Source organism: Bradyrhizobium shewense, from assembly GCF_900094605.1.
GTDB classification, from domain to species: Bacteria; Pseudomonadota; Alphaproteobacteria; order Rhizobiales; family Xanthobacteraceae; genus Bradyrhizobium; species Bradyrhizobium shewense.
Map to the genome: position 1 here is coordinate 280,715 of NZ_FMAI01000006.1, position 22,516 is coordinate 303,230.

The window sequence follows — 22,516 nt, forward strand, 5'->3', positions numbered from 1 at the left end:
CGGTCAGACAAGTTGGACTCCGGTGGTGGTCGAAAACTGGCGGCTATTTAAGCCAGTGAGCGATCCGGTCAACTGCCTCGCGCATCTCCCCGGGCGAGCGTGCATAAGAAAAGCGAATGAACGAGCGGCCGTGAACGGGATCGAAATCGAGCCCAGGCGTGGCCGCGACGCGCGCCTGTTCCAGCATCTGCTTGGCGAACTCGAAACTGTCGGAGGTGAAGTCCGAGACGTCGGCATAGAGATAAAATGCACCATCGGCCGGCAGAAACTTGGCTAGGCCGGCTTTCGGCAATCCCTCGATCAAAATGCGCCGGTTTTCCTGATAGCCGTGCTTGATCGCCTCCATCTCGGCCGCGCCGTCGAAGGCGGCCTCTGCCGCGATCTGCGACAGCGACGGCACCGAAATCGACAGGTTCTGCTGCAGCCGCTCGATCGGCCGCACCAGAATTTCAGGCACGACCATCCAGCCGACGCGCCAGCCCGTCATGCAAAAATACTTCGAGAACGAGTTGATCACGAGTGCGTGCTCGGAGAGCGCGGCCGCGGTGACCGCCGGAAACGCATAATCAAGCCCGTGATAAATCTCGTCCGAGATGAAGCGGATGCCGGCATCTTCGGCGGCCTCCATCAAGCCGGCGAGCGCTTCGCGGGACATCATCGTCCCCGTCGGATTGGCGGGGCTCCCGACCAGCACGCCCTTCAGCGGCGCCTTGCGATGCGCCGCAAGCAACGCCTCGCCGGTGAGCGCATGGCGCGTCTCGTTCGTGGTCTCGATCAGCACCGGCTCGCAACCGAGCGCGGTGAGGATATGGCGATAAGGCGGATAGCCCGGCACCGTCACGGCGACGCGGTCGCCGGGCTCGAACATCGACAGGAAGGCCAGGATGAACCCGCCGGAGGAGCCGGTGGTCACGACGATCCTGTCAGGGCTGACGTCACAGCCATAGGCATCGCGATAATGGCGTGCGATGCGCTCGCGCAGACTGGGAATACCGAGTGCGGAGGTATAATCGATCCGCCCGGCCTCAAGCGCCGCGTGGGCGGCCGCAATCGCGGTGCTGGGCGCCCCGGCCGCGGGCTGGCCGACCTCCATATGGATGACATGGCCGCCGGCGGCCTCGATTCGGGCCGCCGCGGCCATGACGTCCATCACCATGAACGGGGGAACATCGCTGCGGCGGGAGGGCTCGAGCCACTGGCCCAACCGGTTCCTCAATGTCGCATCGTGCATCGATTTCTGCTATTTCGCTGGCGGGCCGGTGCGTCCGGCCCGGGAACGGGGCGCTTGCGCCCCAGACTGGCCGCATTGTACGGCTCATAAGGGTAACGCTCATAAGGGCATATCGCGTATCCGGTCCGCCGCCAATCGCCAAAACCAATCACGAAACTGCTCTCCAGACCGTTTGATGTTTCTCCAGATCGCATTGCGCAAGAAGGCCTCCGCCCTCACCGCCCTCGTCACGGCTGCGGCGATCGCGCTGCTGCCGCTCCCGGCGGCGCGGGCGCAGCAGAAGGGGCCGCCGGTCCTGCGCGACACCGAGACCGAGCAGCTGCTGCGCGAATACACGCGCCCGATCCTGCGCGTCGCCGGACTGGAGAAGCAGAACATCCAGATGGTGATCCTCAACGACGGCTCGTTCAACGCGTTCGTCGCGGATGGCCGCCGCATCTTCGTCAATTACGGTGCGATGCTCCAGTCGGAGACGCCGAACCAGATCATCGGCGTGCTCGCGCACGAGACCGGGCATCTGGCCGGCGGCCATCTGTCAAAGCTGCGCGAGCAGCTCGCCGCCGCCCAGACCCAGATGATCATTGCGATGCTGCTCGGCGCCGGCGCGATCGCCGCGGGCAGCACCCAGCGCAGCAGTGCAGGCAACAACGGGCTTGCCAATGCCGGCGCCGCAGCGATCTCCGCTCCGCAGGAGGTGATCCGCCGGACGCTGCTGTCCTACCAGCGGCAGCAGGAGGAGAACGCCGACCGCGCCGGCGTGAAATTCCTGACCGCAACCCAGCAATCGCCGAAGGGCATGTACGAGACCTTCAAGCGCTTCACCGGTGAGAGCCTGTTCGCCGCGCGCGGCGCCGATCCCTATCTCCAGTCGCATCCGATGCCGGCCGAGCGCGTTGCCGCGCTCCAGGAATTCGCCAGCTCCAGCCCCTACTGGAACAAGAAGGACGATCCCGCACTCCAGCTCCGCCACGACATGGTTCGCGCCAAGATCTCCGCGTTCATGGAGCGCCCGGAGACTGTGTACCGCCGCTATCCTCAGACCAACGACAGCATGCCGGCGCGCTATGCCCGCGCCATCAGTACCTATCTGCACGGCGATCTGCGCAGCGCGCTGACCCAGATCGACGCGCTGATCCAGGTCCAGCCCAACAATCCGTACTTCTACGAGGTGCGCGGCCAGGCCCTGTTGGAGAGCGGCAAGCCGGCCGAAGCGGTCGCTCCGCTGCGCAAGGCCGCACAGCTTTCCAACAACGCGCCCCTCATCGAGATGTTACTTGGGCAGGCTCTGGTTGGAACCGATAATAAGGCCTACACCGACGACGCCGTTCGGATTCTCCGCGCCGCGGTGGCGCGAGAACCCGAGGCGGTGCTCGGTTATACCCAGCTCGCGATGGCCTATGGCCGGAAGGGCGACTATGCCGAAGCGGATCTCGCCTCGGCACAAGCCGCTTACCTGCGCGGCGACAACAAGACCGCCCGCGAGCTCGCCACGCGCGCGAAAACCCGTTTCGCCGTCGGCACGCCCGGATGGGTCAAGGCCGACGACATCGTGGCGGCGAAGCCGCCGCGCAACTGACGCAACTCGAACGACGCCCGATACCACGACGTCACGACACCGAGCTTAAGTCCGCCGGGACGTATTCCGAAACCTGCTTTGGATAAGAGGATTTACCTATGCCTTCGCTGCGCCTGCTTGCTCCCGCGTTGTTTGCGCTCGCCCTGTTCGGCGCAGCCGTGCCCGCGTCGGCCGACAGTTTCTCCGACACCCAGCGCACCGACATCGAGAAGATCATCAAGAACTATCTCATCAGCCATCCCGAGGTGCTCGAGGAGGCCATGGCCGAGCTCAGCAAGCGGCAAGCCGCGGCCGAGACGCAGAAGCACGAGGCCAGCATCGCGCAGAATGCGGACGCGATCTTCAACTCGCCGCGCCAGGTCGTGCTCGGCAACAAGGACGGCGACGTCACCTTCGTCGAGTTCTTCGATTACAATTGCGGCTACTGCAAGCGCGCGATGGACGACATGCTCACCATCATGAAGGGCGATCCGAAGCTGAAGGTGGTGCTGAAGGAATTTCCGGTGCTGAGCCAGGGCTCGGTGGAGGCTGCGCAGGTCGCGGTCGCCGTGCGCATGCAGGATCCCTCCGGCAAAAAATATCTCGACTTCCACCAGAAGCTGCTCGGCGGCCGCGGCGCGGCCGACAAGGCGCGTGCGCTTCAAGCCGCCAAGGAAGCGGGCCTCGACACCGCAAAGATCGAGAAGGACATCGCCAGCCCCGAGGTGCGCGCCACCATCGAGGAGAACTTCAAGCTCGCCGAAGCGATGGGCATGAACGGCACGCCGAGCTATGTCATCGGCAAGCAGATCGTGATCGGCGCCATCGGCGTCGAAGGCCTCAAGGAAAAGATCGGCATTGCCCGCTGCGGCAAGGCAACCTGCTGATCGTACGTTTTACGATCCTGAAAACCCGAAAAGGCCGGCTGACAAGCCGGCCTTTTTCTTGCGCCGAACGTTGGCGACTTCGTGCAAAGTCGTTCATCTGGCGTTCAACAAACAAATGCCGCGGAACAGGCGAAGTTCCGGAACAACTCAAATCTCCTTTCGTTGTCGGCGCGGGCAATGACGCAAAGAAACACGTGAGGAGAATTCGATGTTGAACCGCTTTATGATTTCTGTCGCCGCAGTCGCCCTGGTCGCGGGCGCCGGTCTGGCGAACGCACAAGACAAGGGCCGTGACAGCGGCGCTGGCTCGCAGCAGATGCAGCATTCGCAGCCTTCCGGCGGCGGCGCCGAGCGGGGCGCGACCGGCCGCGATTCCATGAGCCATGACAAGGGCACCGTCGGCCAGGCCGGTGGCGCTGGCACCATGAAGTCCGATCGGGCTTCCGAAGACAAATCCGGTGCGATGAAGGACGAGCGCTCCCCGGGCGGCGCGATGAACAAGAACGCGGCCGAGGACAAGGCCGGCGCCACCAAGGGTCAGCGCACTGACGAACGCGCGCAGGACAAGTCCCAGCAAGACAAGTCGAAGAGCATGAGCTCGGATTCGACGAAGTCTGACCCCGCCAAGTCTGCCAAGGACATGAAGGCCGAGGACAACAAGGCCGGCGGCGCCGCCAAGACCAACAATGCGGCTACCACCGACAAGTCCCAGACCACGACCGGCACCGCCTCCGCGACGGCTTCCGCGCCGCCGGCCGAAAAGCGGACCGAAATCTCGACGGCGATCAAGTCGACCAAGATCGAAGAGACGACGAACGTCAACTTCAACATCTCGGTCGGCACCGCGATCCCGGCCTCCGTCCGAGTCCATCCGCTTCCGCCCCGGATCGTGGAGATCTACCCGGAGTGGCGTGGCTATGAGGTGATCTTCGTCCGCGGTCAGTACGTGATCGTCCGTCCGCAGACGCGCGAGATCGTCTACATCATCGAAGGCTAAGCTGCTTAGCTGAAGCCCAAATGGGCCCTTGCCGAGAGATCGGCAGGGGCCTTTGGCCTATGCTATGCCCTCCCCTGCGAGCCTCCCTCCGGCAGCCACGATTAGAACTGGTTAACAAGCAATTTCCGTAGCTTCCGCACAGGTTTTTGCACCGGGGATGAGCTACCTGAAGCCCCTTGGGAGGCCCTTCAAGGCTTCCCCTAGGCCGCTTTGTTACCTATAACCCCGCCACGCCGAGCACCTCTTCCCCGGGATTGGAATGGCAGAACCTGCAACCGATACGATCCTCGTCCTCAACGGGCCGAACCTCAACATGTTGGGGACGCGCGAGCCCGAGAAGTACGGCCACGCCACGCTGGCCGACGTCGAGGCACTGTGCCGGGAGACCGCGGCAACGTTCGGCCTCAAGGCCGATTGCCGGCAGTCCAACCGCGAGGGCGAGTTGATCGACTTCATCCACGAGGCGCATGCGCGCAGGATGAAGGGCATCATCGTCAATGCAGGCGGCTATTCGCACACCTCGATCGCGCTGCACGACGCGCTGCTCGCGGTGCAGATCCCGACGGTCGAAGTGCATGTGACCAACATCCACGCCCGCGAGAGCTTTCGTCACCACTCCTACACCGCACGCGCGGCCTTCGCCTCGCTCTGCGGTTTCGGCATCGAGGGCTACCGCCTCGCCATCCAGGGCCTTGCCGCCAAGCTTGCCATCAAGCCCAAAGCCTGAAGCCCCCTCATCAAACAGAACATTCGGATCAAAGAACATGGCGCGCCAGCCAGACGACAAAGCAGCCGCAAAGTTTTCCAGCGAGGACTCCGCGCTCGTCCGCGAGCTCGCTCTGCTGCTCGATGAGACCAGCCTCACCGAGATCGAGATCGAACGTGCGGGCCTGCGCCTGCGCGTCGCCCGCAATGTCAGCGTTGCTGCGACCATGCCGATGCAGATGGCAGCCGCTCCCGCCGCCCTGCCGGTCGCCGCCGCCGCGCCTGCCGCCGCCGGTCCCGACCTGTCGAAGCATCCCGGCGCCGTCAGCTCCCCGATGGTCGGCACCGCCTATTGGGCACCGGAGCCCGGCGCCAAGCCATTCATCGAGGTCGGCAGCAAGGTCTCGGTCGGACAGACGCTGCTGATCATCGAAGCCATGAAGACCATGAACCAGATCCCCTCGCCGCGCGCCGGCACGGTGACGCAGATCCTGGTCGAGGACGGCCAGCCGGTCGAGTACGGCGAGCCGCTGGTGATCATTGAGTAGGCGAATGGGGAGTAGCGAATAGCGAATGGTGTCACCGTTCTCTGCTCGCTATTCGCCACTCGCCATTCGCACCTTCCTGTTTGCCTGCTGAGGCACCATGTTCGACAAGATCCTCATAGCCAATCGCGGCGAGATCGCCCTTCGCATCCTCAGGGCCTGCAAGGAGCTCGGCATCGCGACCGTCGCCGTGCACTCCACCGCCGACGCCGATGCCATGCATGTGCGCCTGTCGGACGAGAGCGTCTGCATCGGACCGCCGGCATCCAAGGACAGCTATCTCAACGTGCCCGCGCTGCTCGCGGCCTGCGAGATCACCGGTGCCGATGCCGTGCATCCCGGTTATGGCTTCCTGTCCGAGAATGCCCGCTTCGCGGAGATCCTGGCCGAGCACAATCTTCATTTCATCGGTCCCAAGGCCGAGCACATCCGCCTGATGGGCGACAAGATCGAGGCGAAGAAGACCGCCAAGAAGCTCGGCATCCCCGTGGTGCCCGGCTCCGACGGTGCGGTCGGTCCCGATGACGACGCGCTGGCGATCGCCAGGAAGATCGGCTTTCCGGTACTGGTGAAGGCGGCGGCCGGCGGCGGTGGCCGCGGCATGAAGGTCGCGCAGAGCGAGGCCGACCTGCAGGTGGCGCTGTCGACGGCGGCCAACGAGGCCAAATCCGCCTTCGGCGATGCCTCGGTCTATCTGGAAAAATACCTCCAGAAGCCGCGTCACATCGAGATCCAGATTCTCGGCGACGGCCGCGGCGGCGCGATCCATCTCGGCGAGCGCGACTGCTCGCTGCAACGCCGCCACCAGAAGGTCTGGGAAGAGGGCCCCTCGCCTGTCCTTGCCGCCGCCGCGCGCGCCAAGATCGGCGAGACCTGCGCCAAGGCGATGCGCGAGATGAAATATCTCGGCGTCGGCACCATCGAGTTCCTGTTCGAGGACGGCGAGTTCTACTTTATCGAGATGAACACCCGCATCCAGGTCGAGCATCCCGTCACCGAGAGCATCACCGACATCGACCTCGTGCTGGAGCAGATCCGCATCGCCGCCGGCGGCGATTTGCCGGCAAGGCAGGAAGAGGTCCAGGTCATCGGCCACGCGATCGAGTGCCGCATCAACGCCGAGAATCCCCTGACCTTCCGCCCCTCGCCCGGCCGCATACTGCAATACCATCCGCCCGGCGGACTCGGCGTCCGCATCGATTCCGCGGTCTACCAAGGCTACACGATCCCGCCCTATTACGACTCCCTCGTCGGCAAGCTGATCGTGCACGGCAAGACCCGCGCCGAATGCCTGATGCGGCTACGCCGGGCACTGGACGAGATGGTCGTGGAAGGCATCGAGACCACGCTGCCGCTGTTCCGCGCACTGGTGCGTGAAGACGACATCATCAACGGCGATTATCACATCCACTGGCTGGAACAGTATTTAGCCGGCAAGACGGAACCCGCCCCGCGATAAATCCACTTTCGTCATGGAACCCTTTGGCCCCCATTGCGTTCTCGACGCGGGGACAGTTCCAAGGGGGCGTTTTGACTTCCGCTGAACGTGACAGAGCGAGGCCGTCGTGACGGCCGAGGCCCAACGACGGCGCGCATTTTGGCAGATCCTGCTGATCTCGGCGGGTCTCTTGATTCTGACTGTGATCAGCGCCGGCTCGGTCTACCTCGTCAACAAGACGCGGGACGACAGCAAATGGGTGCTTCACACCATCGAGGCGGAGAGCCAAATCAACGCCCTGCTGCTCGAAATCCGCCGCGCCGAGAGCAGCGCCCGCGGCTATCTCCTGACGCAGGGACCGGATTTCCAGTCGGACCACGAGAAGGCCGTCGCAGCGATCATTCCGGCACTCGATAAGCTCACGCGCCAGATCGGCGACAATCCGGCGCAACGCGACAGCATCGAGAAGCTGAGTGCGGCGATTGCGACCCGGCTCGACCAGTTTTCGCGCGAGATGAAGTTCGTGAAGGAGGGCCAACCGGACAGGGCCACGGCGCTGATCCGCGAGGCCGCGGCCGGCAACACCACGACGACGATCACCAACTTGGCCAACGCGATGATCCGCGAGGAGGAGCGGCTGTTCCGGGTCCGAACGGCAAACTCCGACCGGAGTCAGACCCTGGCCGCATCGATGACCGGCATCGGCTCCGGCCTCGTCGTGCTGCTGGCTCTGATCTCGACCTGGCTGGTGCGGCGCTCGGCCCGCGCCCGTGACGAGGCCGAAGCGCGCATGCGCGATGCCAACGTCAATCTGGAGTCCGTCGTCGACGAGCGCACCGCGGACCTGCGCGAAGCCAACGCAGAGATCCAGCGCTTTGCTTATATCGTCAGCCACGATCTGCGCTCGCCGCTGGTCAACATCATGGGCTTCACCAGCGAGCTCGAAGAGCTCAGCGGCGATGTCTTCCGCCGCCTCGGCAGCCTCACCCAAGTCCCCGCCGGCGGGCCGCCGCTGGCGCCTGGCGCGCCCGGCGAGATCGTGCTCGAAGGCGCCGACAAGCAGCTCTCGGAGGATTTTTCCGAAGCGCTCGGCTTCATCAAGACGTCGATCGCCAAGATGGACCGGCTGATTTCGGCCATCCTCAACCTCACCCGCGAGGGCCGACGCGAATTCCAGCCGGTGAAGATCGACACCAGCGAGCTGATCGAGGCCATCGTGTCGACGCTGGCGCACCAGGCCGCCGAGGCGCAAGCCCAGATCCACCTCGAGCCCCTGCCTGACATCGTCAGCGACCGGCTCGCACTCGAGCAGATCTTCTCCAATCTGATCGACAATGCGATCAAGTACCTGAAGCGCGGGGCGCCCGGCGAGATCAGAATTCGCGGGCGGACCAAGCTCGGCTACGCTATCTTCGAGATCAGCGACAATGGCCGCGGGATCGATCCGAAGGATCATCAGCGGATATTCGACCTGTTCCGCCGCGCGGGAACCCAGGACAAGCCCGGCCAGGGCATTGGTCTTGCGCATGTGCGTGCACTTGTGCGTCGCCTCGGCGGCACCATGTCGGTATCATCGGAACTTGACGCGGGCAGCACCTTCACGATCACGCTGCCGATCGCCTGGAATGTGAGCAACCGGAACGCAGATCGATGACCCAGCCTGTCACCATCATCATGATCGAGGACGATGAGGGCCACGCCCGCCTGATCGAGCGCAACATCCGCCGCTCGGGAGTCAACAACGAGATCGTCTCGTTCCCCAACGGCACGGACGCGATGCAGCATTTGTTCGGTGCCGACGGCAGTGGGCTCGTGCAGAAGGGCAACGCGCTGCTGATCCTGCTCGACCTCAACCTGCCCGACATGACCGGGATCGACATCCTGAGGCAGATCAAGGAAAACAAATATCTGAAGGCTTCGCCCGTGGTGGTGCTGACCACCACCGACGATTCCCAGGAAATCAAGCGTTGCTACGAGCTCGGCTGCAACGTCTACATCACCAAGCCCGTCAACTACGAGAATTTCGCCAATGCCATCCGGCAGCTTGGCCTGTTCTTCTCGGTCATCCAGGTCCCTCCCGCCGCCCCATGAACCAGCGCACGCCAACACTGCTCTACATCGACGACGACAGTGCGCTGGCGCGCCTGGTCGATCGCGGCCTGACGCGGCGCGGCTACAGGGTCGTCCATGCCGCGAGCGGCGAGGAAGGCCTGGAGCGCATCCGCCGCGCCGCGGTCGAGGGCGGCATCGACGTGGTGGCGCTCGACCAGTACATGCCCGGCCTCGACGGGCTGGAGACGCTGGAGCAGATCATGGCGATCCCGGGTGCGCCGCCGGTGGTGTTCGTCACGGCCTCGCAGGATTCCAGCATCGCCGTCACCGCGCTGAAGGCCGGCGCGGCCGATTATCTGGTCAAGGACGTCACGGGCGATTTCATCCCCCTGCTCCACGTGGCAACCGAGGGCGCGCTACGCCAGGCCGAATTGCAGAAGGCACGCGAGGAAGCCGAGGCCGAGATCCATGCCTCGCGCGACCGCTACGCCGCCCTTGCCGCCGAACGCGAGCTGCTGCTGCGCGAAGTCAACCACCGCGTCGGCAACTCGCTCCAGATCATCGCCTCGCTGCTGCACCTCCAGGCAAGCTCCGCCGCGCAGGACGAGGTCAAGGCGGCACTGACCAACGCGATGGGCCGCGTCGCCGCGGTCGCGCAGGTGCACCGCCGCCTCTACACCTCGCAGGATCTGAAGAGCGTGGTCCTGAATCAATATCTGGACTCGCTGCTCGAGGATCTCCGCCGCTCGGCCGAAGGCAACCGGATGTCGCGCCTGACGCTCAAGGCCGAGCCGATCGAGATCGATCCCGACCGCGCGGTCGCCGTCGGCATCATCGTCAACGAGCTGGTGATGAACGCGGTGAAATACGCCTATCCCGACGGCGCCGGCCCGATCCATGTCGAGCTGCACGCGCAGAGCGACGATGTCCTGCTGTCGATCACCGACGACGGCGTCGGCGACAACGTCAAGGCCGATCCGCGCTCCACCGGCATGGGCCAGCGCATCGTCGCGGCCATGGCCTCCAAGCTCGACGCCACGGTCGAGCGCGATCCCGCCCATTCCGGAACCCGGATCGTGCTGAAATTCGCTCGCATGCCCGCAGCCCCCGGCAGGCCCAGCACCGCGGCCGCGAGCTGATCTCGCACGCTGCTGCGCACCCCCATCGCAACCGCGTCGCGATCCTGCTATGATTGCGAACCATGACTTCGCGCGACTCCGCCCCGTCTGAAATCACACCGGCCGTGCTGCTGCGCGCCTATGCCTGCGGCATCTTTCCGATGGCCGAGAGCGCCGAAGATCCGACCCTGTTCTGGGTCGAGCCGGAGCTGCGCGGCGTCATCCCCTTCGATGGATTTCGTGTCGCCTCGCGGCTCGCGCGCACCGTGCGCTCGGATGTGTTTCGCGTAACCGTCAACACCGCGTTCAAGGCGACGATCGCCGGCTGCGCCGCGCCGCAGGCCGGACGCGAGGACACCTGGATCAACAAGCGCATCCGTGACCTCTATGGCGGCCTGTACGAGCTCGGCCATTGCCACAGCGTCGAGGCCTGGCAGGGTGAGGACCTCGTCGGCGGGCTGTACGGCGTCAGCCTCGGACGGGCCTTCTTCGGCGAGAGCATGTTCCACACCGCGCGCGATGCCTCGAAGGTCGCTCTGGTGCATCTGCTCGCGCGGCTCATCCATGGCGGCTTCGAGCTGCTCGACACCCAATATGTCACCGAACATCTGAAGAGCTTTGGCGCGGCCGAGATCTCGCGGCGGCGCTACACCGCGCTGCTCGACAAGGCGCTCGCGGGCGAGCCCGGCGATTTCCTGAAGCTCTCTGCGGGTGAGGCGATCCCGGGCGCACGCGCGCTCGAGATCATCGCCGCGCGGCAATAATCGATAGCAGGCTTGGCGGCCGAAACTCCGGGGGATTTGGCCTAGCGGCCAAACCCCGGGATACCGAACAGACCTGGCCGCTGCTCCGGCGGCGGAGGCGGCGGCGGTGCCGGTTGCTGCTGCTGGATCGGCGGCAAAGGCTGCGGCGGACGCTGCTGCACCTGCTTCGGCGCGGCCTTCTTCTGCGCGGGCGGCGGCGGAGGTGCGGGCTTGGTCGCGGGATCCGGCGCTGCGGTCGCAATGGTCTGCTGCGGCTCTTTGCAGTCGGTGAGCCAGATGTCGTAGATCGGGTGCTCGACGCCGTGCAAGCCCGGGCTTGCCGCGTACATCCAACCCGAGAAGATCCGCTTCACCTCGCCTTGCAAGGTGATCTCGTCGACCTCGACGAAGGCGTCGGTGTTGGTGGCCTCGGTCGCCGGCCGCGTGTAGCAGGCGTTGGTCTTGACCCTGAGCGCGCCGAACTGGACGGTCTCGCCGATCTCCTCGTCGAAATTGATGATGCGTCCGGTGATCTTGTCGAGCCCGGAGAAGGTCGCCTTCTTGTTCACGATCTTCTGGGCCGGCGGCTCGGTGACAACCTCGTCGCCCGGCTGCAGGCTTGCCGGGGTCTGCGGCACGGCGCCACCCGGCCCGCCCTTCTGCTGCGGCTGGCGACCCGGCGCACCCGGCTGGCCGGCGCCCGGCGGCGCGACCGCCACAGGCGGCGGCTGGTTTGGCGGGGCGACGGTGGAGCCCGGCGGCGGCGCCAGAGGCTGGGTCTCAACCGGCCCCGGCATCACATTGCCCTGCCGTCCCGGCGGCGGAGGCATCGGGCGCGACGGCAGCACGCGGCCCTGCGGCGGCAGCTCCGGCACCTCTTCGTCGTCATCGGGTATCTGCTGCGGCTGGGGCTGGCCGCGCGGAATGTTGCCGGGCGGCCGCAGCGGCGGCGGATCGGAAAAGATCGTGCCGATCTGCGCCTGAGCCGGCGTCGCAACCGTCAGTGCGGTGGCGGCCAAAAGCGCCGCAAGACCTGTCAGGGTAATGGTTCGAAACATCTCGCGCGGCTTCAACAGCGAATCGGGCTTGTTGGACATTCTACAGGGGATACCGCCGCTCGCAGGCACTCCGGTTAACACGGGGAATACGGCGGGGGAAGGGCGGCATCCCTGCCCTGCCCGCCGCCCGCTGGCCAGGGCGGCTGGCGGGTGGGATAGTCGAAAGCCCCTCCCAGGGGCGCGAGGCGGGCATCGCCCCGAAAATGACATCCAACGATAACCGGAAACCCCGAGGTGTGCCCTTCCATGCCCGTCGTGCTCGATCCCGATGCCGCCGCCGTCTACGGGGCTTTCCAGGAGGCCGGCCGCCCCGCCTACGAGACCCTGACGGCGCCGGAAGCGCGCGCCTATTATGCTCAGGCCCGCTTTGCCACCAACCCCGAGCCGCCGGAGCTCGCGCGCGTCACATCGCTATCGATCCCGGCACCGCACGGGGTGATCCCCGCCCGCCTCTACGTTCCCAAGGAGCCGCGCCGGCACGACGCCCTGTCGCCGGCGCTGGTGTTCTTCCATGGCGGCGGCTGGGTGATCGGCGATCTCGACTCCCACGACGTCGTCTGCCGCCAGTTGGCCGACGCCGGCGCGCTGATCGTGATCTCGGTCGACTACCGCCTCGCGCCCGAGCACAAATTTCCCGCGGCCATTGAGGATGCCATCGCCGCGACCCAATGGATCGGCGCGAACGCGCGCGAGCTCGGCATCGACGCCTCGCGCCTGTCGATCGGCGGCGACAGCGCCGGCGGCAATCTCGCCGCGGTCGTGGCGCTGGCCGCGCGTGACGCTGGCGGTCCCGCGATCGCGGGCCAGGTGTTGATCTATCCGGCCACCGATTTCGCCATGACGCACGGCTCCCACAGCGAGCCCGAGACCAGCGTGCTGCTGACGCATTCGGTGATCCGCTGGTTTCGCGACCACTACCTCAATGGCGCCGCCGACATCCATGACTGGCGCGCTTCACCGGCACGTGCGCAAAACCTTGCCGGCCTGCCGCCGGCCTATGTGCTGACCGCCGGCGCCGATCCGCTGCGCGACGAAGGCGACGAATATGCCGAGCGCCTCAAGCAGGCCGGCGTATTAGTCACCACCAAGCATTATCCCGGCCAATTCCATGGCTTCTTCACGATGGGCAAGCTGTTGCAGCAGGCCAATGTTGCCGTCAGCGAGATCGGCGCATGGCTGAAGGGATTGGGGTGACAGTCCCGTAGCCCGGATGGAGCGCAGCGCAACCCGGGTCCGCTCTCCCTGTCGAAATACCTGTCCCGGATATCGCTTCGCTCATCCGGGCTAAACGCCAACGCTCACGCTATGCTTTCTCCTCTCCGAACCATCGCCACCTTCCCGCTGCGCGTCCTGACTTGGCTCGGCAGCCAGGGCACGCGCGGAGTCGCCGCTGTCGTATTCATCGCGGCCGCGGTGCCACCGCTCGGCGCGCTGCTGCGTCCCTATCTCACCGAGGCGATCCTCTGCCTGCTCTGCATCTCTTTCATGCGGGTCGATCTGGCCGCCCTCTACAGCCATCTGCGCCGACCGGCGCTGGTTGCAACCGCCACGGCCTGGACCACGATCGGCGTGCCGCTGATCGTCGGATTGATCGCGCACGCAACCGGACTCACGGCTCGCGCCCCCGGGCTTTCGCTCGCACTGATGCTCCAGAGCATGGCCTCGCCGATGATGGCCTCTCCGGCACTGGCCGCGCTGATGGGTCTCGATGCCACGCTCGTGCTGATCACGCTGGTGACCTCGACCGCGCTGGTGCCCTTCACGGCCTCGCTATTCGCCGGCCTCTTCCTCGGCGACATGCTCAGCGTCACGCCGTTGACGCTGGGCCTGAAATTGCTCGGCATCCTCGCAGCATCGCTGCTGGCCGCGACGCTCATCCGATGGATGTTCGGCGCGGCGGCGATCCAGCGTCACAAGACGCCGATCGACGGTCTCAACATCATCATCCTCTTCATCTTCGCGGCCGCGATCATGGGCGATGTCGTCAGCGACCTGCTCGCACAGCCGCTCTTCACCGTCAGCCTCGCAGCTCTCTCGTTCGCGATCTATTTCACCCTGCTCGCGATCACCACGCTGCTATTCCGCCGCATCGGCTATGAACGCGCGCTTGCACTCGGGCTGATGGTGTCACAGCGCAATCTCGGCCTGATGCTGGCGGCTACGGCCGGCGCATTGCCGCCCACCACCTGGCTCTATTTCGCGATGACGCAGTTTCCGATTCACCTTGCGCCTTACATGCTGATGCCGATCGCGCGGCGCCTGACGGTACGCGCGAACACCTCCAGCTCTGCTGCGACAAGCATCCCCTAACCCGCCCTCGCCGCGCGCCGCAGCGCCTGCGGCGGCTGGCCGAAGGCGCGGATGAAGGCGCGCCGCATGCGCTCGGGATCGCCGAAGCCGGTCGCCTCCGCGACCAGCTCGATCGCCTCGCGCGAGGACTGCACGCGCTCGCGCGCGACTTCGAGCCGCAACCGCTCGATCGCTTTCGACGGCGTCGCGCCGGTCTCGGCGGCGAAGGCGCGGGCAAAATGCCGTGCGCTCATGCCGGCGCGATCGGCGAGGTCCTCCACCGTCAGCGGTGCGTCGAGATTTTCGCGCGCCCAGGACAACAGCGCGCCGAAGCGGCCGTTCGGCGTCTTCAGCTCCAGCAGCGATGAAAACTGTGACTGGCCGCCGCTGCGGCGATGGTAGAGCACGAGCTGTCGCGCGGCCTGCTGCGCGATCTCCTCGCCATGGTCCTCGGTGACCATCGCGAGCGCCAGATCGATGCCCGCGGTGATGCCGGCCGACGTCCAGACATTGCCGTCGCGGGTGAATATCTGGTCCGGCTCGAACTTCACCTTCGGATAGCGCGCGACGAAATCGCGCGTCCGTCCCCAATGCGTGGTGGCACGGCGGCCGTCCAGCAGTCCCGCCTCGGCAAGCACATAGGCGCCCGAGCAGACGCTCGCCACGCGCACGCCGCGCCGCGCCAGCCGCTGCACGAAGGCGCGCGTGACGTCGCACCGCGCGGCATCCGCAACGCCCGCGCCGCCCGCGATCACCAGCGTCGTGATCGCATTCGCCGACTTGAAATCACGCGCCATCATCTCGACGCCCGACGAGCTGCGCACCAGTCCCGCGCTCGCGGCCAGCACGCGCAGCGCAAGCGTCCTGCCAGTGCAGCGCGCCGCGACCTCGAACACCGAGATCGGGCCGGCCGCATCGAGCAGCTGGAAATCCGGGAAGATCAGGATGCCGATCATAGCCTGTGTCCGGAATAGAGGGAATTACGCCATTTCAGACACAACCGCACCATGCCAATCTTCGCGCGTCAAGCTCATCCTTGGAGGACCTGCCGATGTCGTCACCGCTCCAGATCGGTCTTCTGGTATTTCCGCGCGTCACCCAGCTCGACTTCACCGGTCCCTTGCAGGTGTTCTCCATGGTGCCCGGCGCGAAGCTGCACCTGATCTGGAAGCGGATCGAGCCGGTGCCGAGCGATTCCGCGCTCATCGTGACGCCGACCACGACATTCGCCGACTGCCCGCAACTCGACGTGATCTGCGTACCCGGCGGCCGCGGCACTGACGACCTGCTCAATGACGAGGAGGTGCTCGACTTCCTGCGCCGGCAGGCCGAGGGCGCCAAATACGTCACCTCGGTCTGCACGGGTTCGCTGGCGCTCGGCGCCGCCGGCCTTTTGAAGGGCTACCGCGCCGCCACCCATTGGAGCGCGATGGAGATGCTCGGTCAGTTCGGCGCGACGCCGACCAAGGCGCGCGTCTGCGTCGATCGCAATCGCATCACGGGCGGCGGCGTCACCGCGGGAATCGATTTCGCGCTGACGCTGGTGTCGACGCTGATCGACCGCACCACGGCGGAGGCGATCCAGCTCGGGATCGAATATAATCCGGCGCCCCCGTTCACTTCCGGCTCGCCCGATACCGCGCCCGCCGAAGTGCTCGCTTCCGTCAAGCAGCGCATTGAGCCTTTGCAGGCCTACCGCCTCGATGCCGTCGAACGCGCGGCGGCGCGTCTGATGTAGGCATTCCACCCTTCGGTGGTGGAACTGAGATTTTGGGGGGCGAGTTAAGCCCGCACGAAACTCACAGCATCCGGAGCGCAATCATGGAGCATCTCCACTACCCCAACGAAAGCACTGAGTATCGTGCCGCACGAAATGCATTGCTGGATGAGGAGATTGCCCTCCGGGCTCAGATTGAGGTCGTTTCTGCCAGGCGTCGCGCGCTGCCATTCGGTGGCGAGGTGCCCCAGGATTACGTCTTCGAACGCATCGGCAAAACGAGCATGCCGGAACAGGTCAGGATGTCGGAGCTGTTCGGCCCGCATGACACGCTGATCCTGTACAGCTTCATGTATGGGCCGGAGCGCGAGCTGCCCTGCCCCGGCTGCACCCATTTGCTTGACGGGCTCGACGGCGCCGCACGGCATGTCGGCGAGCGTGCCGCGCTTCACATTGTTGCAAAATCGCCGATCGCGCGGCTCGCCGCCTGGGCCCACGAACGCGGTTGGGAACATCTGTCGCTGCTGTCCACCGCCGGCAACAGCTTTGACGCGGATTACTTCGGCGACACCTCGAAATTCTCCAAGGGTATGCGCGCGCAGCACCACGTTCCCGAGGGGCAGAACTGGGACGAAACGATCTTCAACGTCTTCAAGAGAGCGAACGGCAAGATCAGGCACTTCTGGGGCTCGGAGATGAGCTTCGCGCCGCCCGCGCCGAAGCAGCATCATCGCGCCGGTGATCTGGTCGATCCGCTCTGGGGCCTGCTCGACATGACGCCCGAAGGCCGCGGCGACTTCTTCCCGAAGGTGCGCTACGACTGAGGCGCACAAACCGGCCGACGAAGTGCCTCAAAGAAAAAGGCCGCTCGGTTTCCCGAGCGGCCTTTCCTGTCTTACGGCGGCTGCACATTCACATCGGGCGATTTCGGACCTTCCAGACCGGGGGCCTATCTCCCGATCGAGTCCTTGTCGGCGGCCGCTGCATTTCGGGACAGTCGCGAACTGTTGCCCGAACCGAACGCGATGGTTTCCCATCTCCGTAAGATGGGAACATTGAGCCGCATGGCTTGCGTGGCCGCAATGTCCGCGCAGACGCCGTCCCCGCTGTTCCCGTTGTCCACAGCAGGGTGAGGCGGATGCGCGTGCATCCAACCGAATGATCGAGATTCGATGGAGGACGGAGAGCCTAGCCAGGCGTCCAGGGCTGATAGTCGCCGGTCGCCTTCGGACGCTTGCCGCTGGCCAGCGTCGAGCCCGAGGGCCGATAGGCCTTTGCCGTGCCGGTGAGATTCGGCTGGTGCGGCTTTTCCCATTCGCGCGGCTGATAGTTGGCCTCGGTCGGCGGCACATCGACGACGTGATGAATCCAGCCGTGCCAGGACGGCGGGATCCGGCTGGCTTCCGCATAGCCGTTATAGACCACCCAGCGTCGCTCGAAGCCGAGCGTCGGATCGACCGCCCCGCCGCGGGTGCGATAGTAGAGATTGCCCTGCTCGTCCTGGCCGACCAGCTCTCCGTACCGCTTGGTCCAGAGTTGGGTGCCAAAAGTCTGGCCGTTCCACCAGGTGAAGAACTTGAGGAAGAATTGTTTCATGCGGCAAGGGCCCTGCTTCGTCGGGTCCTGATGCCATCCGGGCGGCGAAATGTCCAGTTCGGCGGGGCGGCGGTGCCCTCGGCAAATGCGCCGTCCTTGCCAAGAATGCTGCCGCAAATCGGACGCGATCCGTTCATGCCGGGTACAGCCATTGAGAGCGAGGCTCCGTTCACGCGCAAACCGGCGTGATCCCAGGAACCCCAGCCCTTTCATAGGGTTTGCTTCCGGGAAAGGAGTTTTATCATGAAAAGTCTGAAAGTTTTGAGTGCCGCCGCAGCGCTGGCGCTCGTTCTACCCATGACCTCACCGAGCTTTGCACAGGGGCCCGGCGGCGGTGGCCGTGGCGGCGGTGGTGGCGGCCACGTCGGCGGTGGTGGTGGTGGTGGTGCTCACTTCGGCGGTGGCGGTGGCGGCGGCGCTCACTTCGGTGGTGGCGGCGGCGCGCGCATGGGTGGCGGCGGCTTCGGTGGCGGAGCACGGGCTGGCGGCGGCCCCGCGTTGCAGGGAGGTGGCGGTAACTTCGCGGCCGGCCCAGCGGTACGTCCGAGCGGCGGCACGTCCTTCACCGGTGGCGTCAGCCGTAACTTTGCAGCCGCCAACAGCGGCACTTGGCAAGGCCGCGGCGGCACCTGGCAAGGCCGCGGCGGCAACTGGAGCGGCGGAGGCTGGCATCATCACCATCGTCGCGGCGGCTTCTGGCCGGGCTTCGCGGCCGGTGCTGCGATCGGCGGGCTCGGCTCCTATGCCTATTACGGCGGCGGCTATTACGATGACCCCTACTACTATGGCGACAGCTACTATGATGAGCCGTCCGTGGCGGTGGTCCCCGATGGCGGCGGCGACTCCTCGGCCTATTGCGCGCAGCGCTACAAATCATATGACCCGGCTTCGGGCACCTATCTCGGTTATGACGGCCAGCGGCATCCCTGCCCGTAAGGCGGCCTGAACGATCGATGCAACAAATCGCATGGGCGGCGCCGGCCATCACCGGCGCCGCCCATGTCTGTTCTGCGAGCCGCTGCAGTTTCGCCAGTCGTCTTGCCGATCGCGTTCGGCCTCGCGATCCCCTCGACTTTGCTTCAACCTTTCATCGAAGCTGCTCGCACTTCGCGTGCCGCGTGCGCCCTCGCACGACCATGACGCATAGATGACGCGTGGCCCGAAATAAGTCACGGAACACGCGCCGCAGCCTATGCACCGCACCGTGCATATCTACCCTGATCCAATCCAAAATTGACCCGAGGCACGATTCGCGGATATCACCAATCACAGTGGGGACTTCGATTACTGGGAAGTGTCATGCCGCGTATTCTCGTGGTTGATGACGATCCGATGGTCGGCGCGACCATCGAGGTCCTCCTCCAACGTCAGGGCTTCGACGTCACGCTGGCCGACGGCGGCGAAACAGGACTGGCTGCGCTGGAAGCGCAGGCCTTTGAGGTGATGCTCGTTGATATCTTCATGCCGCATATGCGCGGCTTCGAATCCATCCGCATCTTTCATGAGCGCGCGCCGGCTACTCCGCTGATCGCGATGTCCGGCTATGCCTTCGCCTCATCCGCCTCGCCCTCTCCCGATTTCCTTCGCATGGCGCTGGAGCTCGGCGCAACGCGCTGCCTGCGCAAGCCTTTCACGCCGGACGCGCTGCTGACCATGATCCGGGAATGCCTCGCCGGTCCGGGCGAGAGCGCACAGCCGAAGGACAAGAAAGAATCCCCTTGATCCCAACGCAGCGCGTCATTCTCGGTGCCGGACTTGCCATCCTCCTGATCATCACCGCGGCCTCGATCGCCCTCGACGTCAAGTCGCGGTCCGATGCGACGTGGGTCAATCACACCGTCCAGGTGCAGAAGCGGATCTCCGATCTGCGCGTGCTACTGCGCCGCGCCGAGAGCGCCGCGCGCGGCTATGAACTCTATCGCAACCAGACGCTCGCCGACGAGTTTCAGGGTGTGCGGGTCCAGATCGCGCCAGCGCTGGCCGAGCTGAAGCGCGGCGTGCGCGACAATCCCGATCAGGTCACGCTGCTGGAGGGCACCGAACCGCTGGCGCTGCGCCGGGTCGAGATCGCCGCCGAAGCGATGCGCCTGCGCGCGGCGAACGACCAGGCCGGCATTACCGCGCTCAACAGCAAGGCCGAGGGCCGCGGTCTGATGGACACGGTGATGGGCAATCTCGACCATCTGAGCGCGGATGAAGAACGCTTGCTCACCGCGCGCTCCCAGGATTCACGCCGTACCGGCATCGTGCTGCTCGGCATCGACGTCGCCGGCGCCGTGCTGATCCTGCTGCTGGTCGCGCTGGTCATGCGTAAGAGCCAGCGCGCCACGGTGGAGCTGCAGAGCACGCTCGAGCAGACACAAGCCGCCAAGCACGCGCTCGAAGCGGCGGTGGCCGAGCGCACCGAGCATCTGGTGACGGCGCATGACGAGCTGCGCCTGTCGGTCAACGTGTTGCAAAGCACGTTTCACAGCATGGCGGAGGCGGTGCTGGTCATCGACGCCGAGGGCAACGTCCTGCTATCCAATCCGGCCGCGGAGCGCATGCTGCTGCATCGCGCCGGCATGAATCTGCGCAATCTGCGCGCGCTGTCGGATGTGTTTCACGGCGACGGCGTCACGCCGATGAAGGCCGACGAGCTGCCCTCGGTGCGCGTGCTGCGCGGCGAGCAGTTCGAGGACCTGGAGATGATCGTCCGCCCGCACAGCGGCAATCCTCCCCGCCATCTCATGATCAGCGGCCGGCCGATGCTGGACGGGCAAGGCGACATCACGGGCGCGGTGCTGGTCTATCACGACGCCACCATGTCGCGCGAGACCGAGCGGCAGCTGTACCAGTCGCAGAAGCTGGACGCGATCGGCAAGCTGACCGGCGGCGTCGCGCACGACTTCAACAACATGCTGACCGTGATCTCCGGCAACACCGAGACGCTGGTGGCGAGCCTGAAGCAGCAGCCCGAGCTCCAGCGCGCGGCGCGGCTGATCGATGATGCCGCCGAGCGTTGCGCCGAGCTGATCCAGCATCTGCTCGCGTTTGCGCGCAGGCAGCCGCTGCAGCCGCGCAACGTCGAGATCAACGCCGCGATCGCGGACATCGCGAAACTCCTGCGTCCCACCCTCGGCGAGCAGATCCAGATCGAGACCGTGCTGGAACAGGGGCCGATGACCGCGCATATCGATCCATCCCGGCTCACCAACGCCGTACTCAACATGGCGATCAACGCGCGCGATGCCATGCCAAACGGCGGCAAGCTGCTGCTGGAGACCCACCGCGTCGTGCTGGATGAGGCCTATGCGCAGGCCCATGCGGACGTGGTGGCCGGCCCCTACGTCATGCTCGCCGTCAGCGACACCGGCACCGGCATGTCGCCCGACATCCAGCAGAAGGCGTTCGAGCCCTTCTTCACCACCAAGGAAGTCGGCAAGGGATCAGGCCTCGGCCTTTCCATGGTCTACGGTTTCGTCAAGCAGTCCGGCGGCCACATCAAGATCTACAGCGAGGAAAGCCACGGCACCACGATCAAACTCTATCTGCCACCGGGCGAAGGCGCGGCGGACGTCGCAACCGCCGCCGCGCCGCAGGTCGAAGGCGGCGCCGAGGTCATCTTCGTCGTCGAGGACGACAACCTCGTGCGCAACTTCGTCACCGCGCAGCTCGAGAGCCTCGGCTACAAGACGATTGCCGCGCCCGACGGCCGGACGGCGCTGGAATTGATCGCGGCCGGCCAGCCGTTCGATCTCCTGTTCACCGACGTCGTCATCCCCGGCGGCATGAGCGGGCGCGACCTCGCCGACGAGGTGGCCAAGCTGCGGCCGGGTGTCAAGGTGCTCTACACCTCCGGCTACACCGACAACGCCATCGTCCATCACGGCAAGCTCGATGACGGCGTGATGCTGCTGACGAAGCCCTATCGGAGAAACCAGCTCGCCGAGATGATCCGGAAGGCGCTGAATGGCGGGACGATGACGGCGAGCTAGGGCGTGTACTCATAAATCCGCGATGTCCGCTTATCCCCCAACAGCGGCGCGGTAGCGGACATAGCAGGAGGTCCGAGAAGGGCCCGGAGAGGACCTTCCGGGTACCTCTTCGATCGTCTCATCGCCGCGCGCACGCAATCGCGTCGGGACTTCAAGTTAGAGGCGCCCACGGCGACCCGCAATCGGTTGGCCAAGTCGCACCACTTTCGTCGTGCCGCTGGGATCATTCGCTGGTTTCGGCGAGCGGCGGCGCAGAAAGAAGGATACACCGCAAAGTGTCTGCTTCCTCCACACGACGCGACAGAAGAACACCCCGGAATGGCCGTCGAAGGACAGCACAAATTCGTGGGCAAATATGTGGTACGGCGTGGAGATGCAGGCACCCAGGGCGCTGATGTCGCGCACCACGCATGGATGCGTTCCGCTCATTTCGCCAAATGACAGCCGAGCCGCCCGGTTGATCGGTATCCGCTTCATTACACGACGTTCGATCATGGCGAGTGTCTCCGAACCAGGACGCCCGGTCGAACGACCGCAGCGATCTCGATGGCACCCTTTGAGAGATCGGTTTTCCGCTCCCGCCGACGCGCGGAAAATAACAATGGTCT

Annotated in this window: 22 protein-coding genes; 17 read left to right on the forward strand and 5 right to left on the reverse strand. The window is 65.4% G+C overall.

Features of this window, described 5'->3' with window-relative positions:
* Positions 1-43: 43 nt before the first annotated feature.
* A complete protein-coding gene (locus GA0061098_RS14210; protein WP_091956872.1) occupies positions 44-1,231 on the reverse strand; it encodes a pyridoxal phosphate-dependent aminotransferase in 1,188 nt (395 codons plus the stop codon).
* A 175-nt stretch (positions 1,232-1,406) separates the two neighbouring features.
* Here GA0061098_RS14210 and GA0061098_RS14215 point away from each other — a divergent pair, with 175 nt between their 5' ends.
* The 10 genes from GA0061098_RS14215 to aat all read left to right on the forward strand — a co-directional run bounded on the left by GA0061098_RS14215 (position 1,407) and on the right by aat (position 11,292).
* On the forward strand, positions 1,407-2,807 hold the full coding sequence (locus GA0061098_RS14215; protein ID WP_091956985.1) for a M48 family metalloprotease: 1,401 nt from the start codon (positions 1,407-1,409) through the stop codon (positions 2,805-2,807).
* Between the two features lie 98 nt (positions 2,808-2,905).
* Complete coding sequence (locus GA0061098_RS14220; protein WP_091956873.1) at positions 2,906-3,673, forward strand: DsbA family protein; 768 nt, start codon at positions 2,906-2,908, stop codon at positions 3,671-3,673.
* Between the two features lie 208 nt (positions 3,674-3,881).
* Positions 3,882-4,670, forward strand: a complete 789-nt coding sequence (locus tag GA0061098_RS14225; protein WP_091956874.1) for a DUF1236 domain-containing protein — start codon at positions 3,882-3,884, stop codon at positions 4,668-4,670.
* A 259-nt stretch (positions 4,671-4,929) separates the two neighbouring features.
* Positions 4,930-5,397 (forward strand): type II 3-dehydroquinate dehydratase, encoded by a 468-nt coding sequence (aroQ, locus tag GA0061098_RS14230; RefSeq protein ID WP_091956875.1) that lies wholly within the window; start codon positions 4,930-4,932, stop codon positions 5,395-5,397.
* Between the two features lie 37 nt (positions 5,398-5,434).
* Positions 5,435-5,923 (forward strand): acetyl-CoA carboxylase biotin carboxyl carrier protein, encoded by a 489-nt coding sequence (gene accB / locus GA0061098_RS14235; RefSeq protein WP_091956876.1) that lies wholly within the window; start codon positions 5,435-5,437, stop codon positions 5,921-5,923.
* Between the two features lie 97 nt (positions 5,924-6,020).
* Entirely contained in the window at positions 6,021-7,379 is a 1,359-nt protein-coding gene (accC, locus tag GA0061098_RS14240; protein WP_091956877.1) for an acetyl-CoA carboxylase biotin carboxylase subunit, read from the forward strand.
* Positions 7,380-7,485: 106 nt separating this feature from the next.
* Entirely contained in the window at positions 7,486-9,012 is a 1,527-nt protein-coding gene (locus GA0061098_RS14245; RefSeq protein WP_091956878.1) for a sensor histidine kinase, read from the forward strand.
* Positions 9,009-9,449 carry a response regulator gene (locus GA0061098_RS14250; protein ID WP_018323001.1) on the forward strand — a complete coding sequence of 147 codons (441 nt, stop codon included), beginning with the start codon at positions 9,009-9,011 and terminating at the stop codon, positions 9,447-9,449. Before GA0061098_RS14245 ends, GA0061098_RS14250 begins: the two co-directional genes overlap by 4 nt.
* Positions 9,446-10,549 (forward strand): sensor histidine kinase, encoded by a 1,104-nt coding sequence (locus GA0061098_RS14255; protein WP_091956879.1) that lies wholly within the window; start codon positions 9,446-9,448, stop codon positions 10,547-10,549. The genes GA0061098_RS14250 and GA0061098_RS14255 overlap by 4 nt, the downstream gene beginning before the upstream one ends.
* A 62-nt stretch (positions 10,550-10,611) precedes the next feature.
* A complete protein-coding gene (aat, locus tag GA0061098_RS14260; RefSeq protein ID WP_091956880.1) occupies positions 10,612-11,292 on the forward strand; it encodes a leucyl/phenylalanyl-tRNA--protein transferase in 681 nt (226 codons plus the stop codon).
* Positions 11,293-11,333: 41 nt separating this feature from the next.
* On the opposite strand, the gene GA0061098_RS14265 is transcribed toward aat, so the two are convergent.
* Entirely contained in the window at positions 11,334-12,368 is a 1,035-nt protein-coding gene (locus GA0061098_RS14265; protein WP_165637355.1) for a DUF2155 domain-containing protein, read from the reverse strand.
* A gap of 207 nt (positions 12,369-12,575) precedes the next feature.
* Between GA0061098_RS14265 and GA0061098_RS14270 the strand changes: the two genes are divergently transcribed.
* Complete coding sequence (locus tag GA0061098_RS14270; protein WP_091956882.1) at positions 12,576-13,523, forward strand: alpha/beta hydrolase; 948 nt, start codon at positions 12,576-12,578, stop codon at positions 13,521-13,523.
* Positions 13,524-13,634: 111 nt separating this feature from the next.
* Entirely contained in the window at positions 13,635-14,639 is a 1,005-nt protein-coding gene (locus GA0061098_RS14275) for a Na+-dependent transporter (protein ID WP_091956883.1), read from the forward strand.
* Here the strand turns inward: GA0061098_RS14275 and GA0061098_RS14280 are convergent.
* Entirely contained in the window at positions 14,636-15,574 is a 939-nt protein-coding gene (locus GA0061098_RS14280) for a GlxA family transcriptional regulator (protein WP_091956884.1), read from the reverse strand. The two genes, GA0061098_RS14275 and GA0061098_RS14280, sit on opposite strands and share 4 nt — an antisense overlap.
* A gap of 95 nt (positions 15,575-15,669) precedes the next feature.
* Between GA0061098_RS14280 and GA0061098_RS14285 the strand changes: the two genes are divergently transcribed.
* Positions 15,670-16,356, forward strand: coding sequence for a DJ-1/PfpI family protein (locus tag GA0061098_RS14285; protein WP_091956986.1), 687 nt, complete (start codon positions 15,670-15,672; stop codon positions 16,354-16,356).
* 83 nt (positions 16,357-16,439) lie between these two features.
* Positions 16,440-17,159 (forward strand): DUF899 family protein, encoded by a 720-nt coding sequence (locus tag GA0061098_RS14290; protein WP_091956885.1) that lies wholly within the window; start codon positions 16,440-16,442, stop codon positions 17,157-17,159.
* Between the two features lie 364 nt (positions 17,160-17,523).
* Here the strand turns inward: GA0061098_RS14290 and GA0061098_RS14295 are convergent, their stop codons facing one another.
* Positions 17,524-17,931, reverse strand: coding sequence for an NADH:ubiquinone oxidoreductase subunit NDUFA12 (locus tag GA0061098_RS14295; protein ID WP_028144863.1), 408 nt, complete (start codon positions 17,929-17,931; stop codon positions 17,524-17,526).
* 243 nt (positions 17,932-18,174) lie between these two features.
* On the opposite strand from GA0061098_RS14295, the gene GA0061098_RS14300 reads away from it, so the two are divergent.
* From GA0061098_RS14300 to GA0061098_RS14310, 3 genes are all read left to right on the forward strand, one after another.
* Positions 18,175-18,867, forward strand: a complete 693-nt coding sequence (locus tag GA0061098_RS14300) for a BA14K family protein (RefSeq protein WP_091956886.1) — start codon at positions 18,175-18,177, stop codon at positions 18,865-18,867.
* Positions 18,868-19,230: 363 nt separating this feature from the next.
* Positions 19,231-19,653, forward strand: coding sequence for a response regulator (locus GA0061098_RS14305; protein ID WP_091956887.1), 423 nt, complete (start codon positions 19,231-19,233; stop codon positions 19,651-19,653).
* Complete coding sequence (locus GA0061098_RS14310) at positions 19,650-21,908, forward strand: CHASE3 domain-containing protein (RefSeq protein WP_091956888.1); 2,259 nt, start codon at positions 19,650-19,652, stop codon at positions 21,906-21,908. Before GA0061098_RS14305 ends, GA0061098_RS14310 begins: the two co-directional genes overlap by 4 nt.
* A gap of 156 nt (positions 21,909-22,064) precedes the next feature.
* Here GA0061098_RS14310 and GA0061098_RS14315 read toward each other — a convergent pair whose 3' ends face one another.
* Positions 22,065-22,403 (reverse strand): PilZ domain-containing protein, encoded by a 339-nt coding sequence (locus GA0061098_RS14315; protein ID WP_091956889.1) that lies wholly within the window; start codon positions 22,401-22,403, stop codon positions 22,065-22,067.
* Positions 22,404-22,516: the final 113 nt, after the last annotated feature.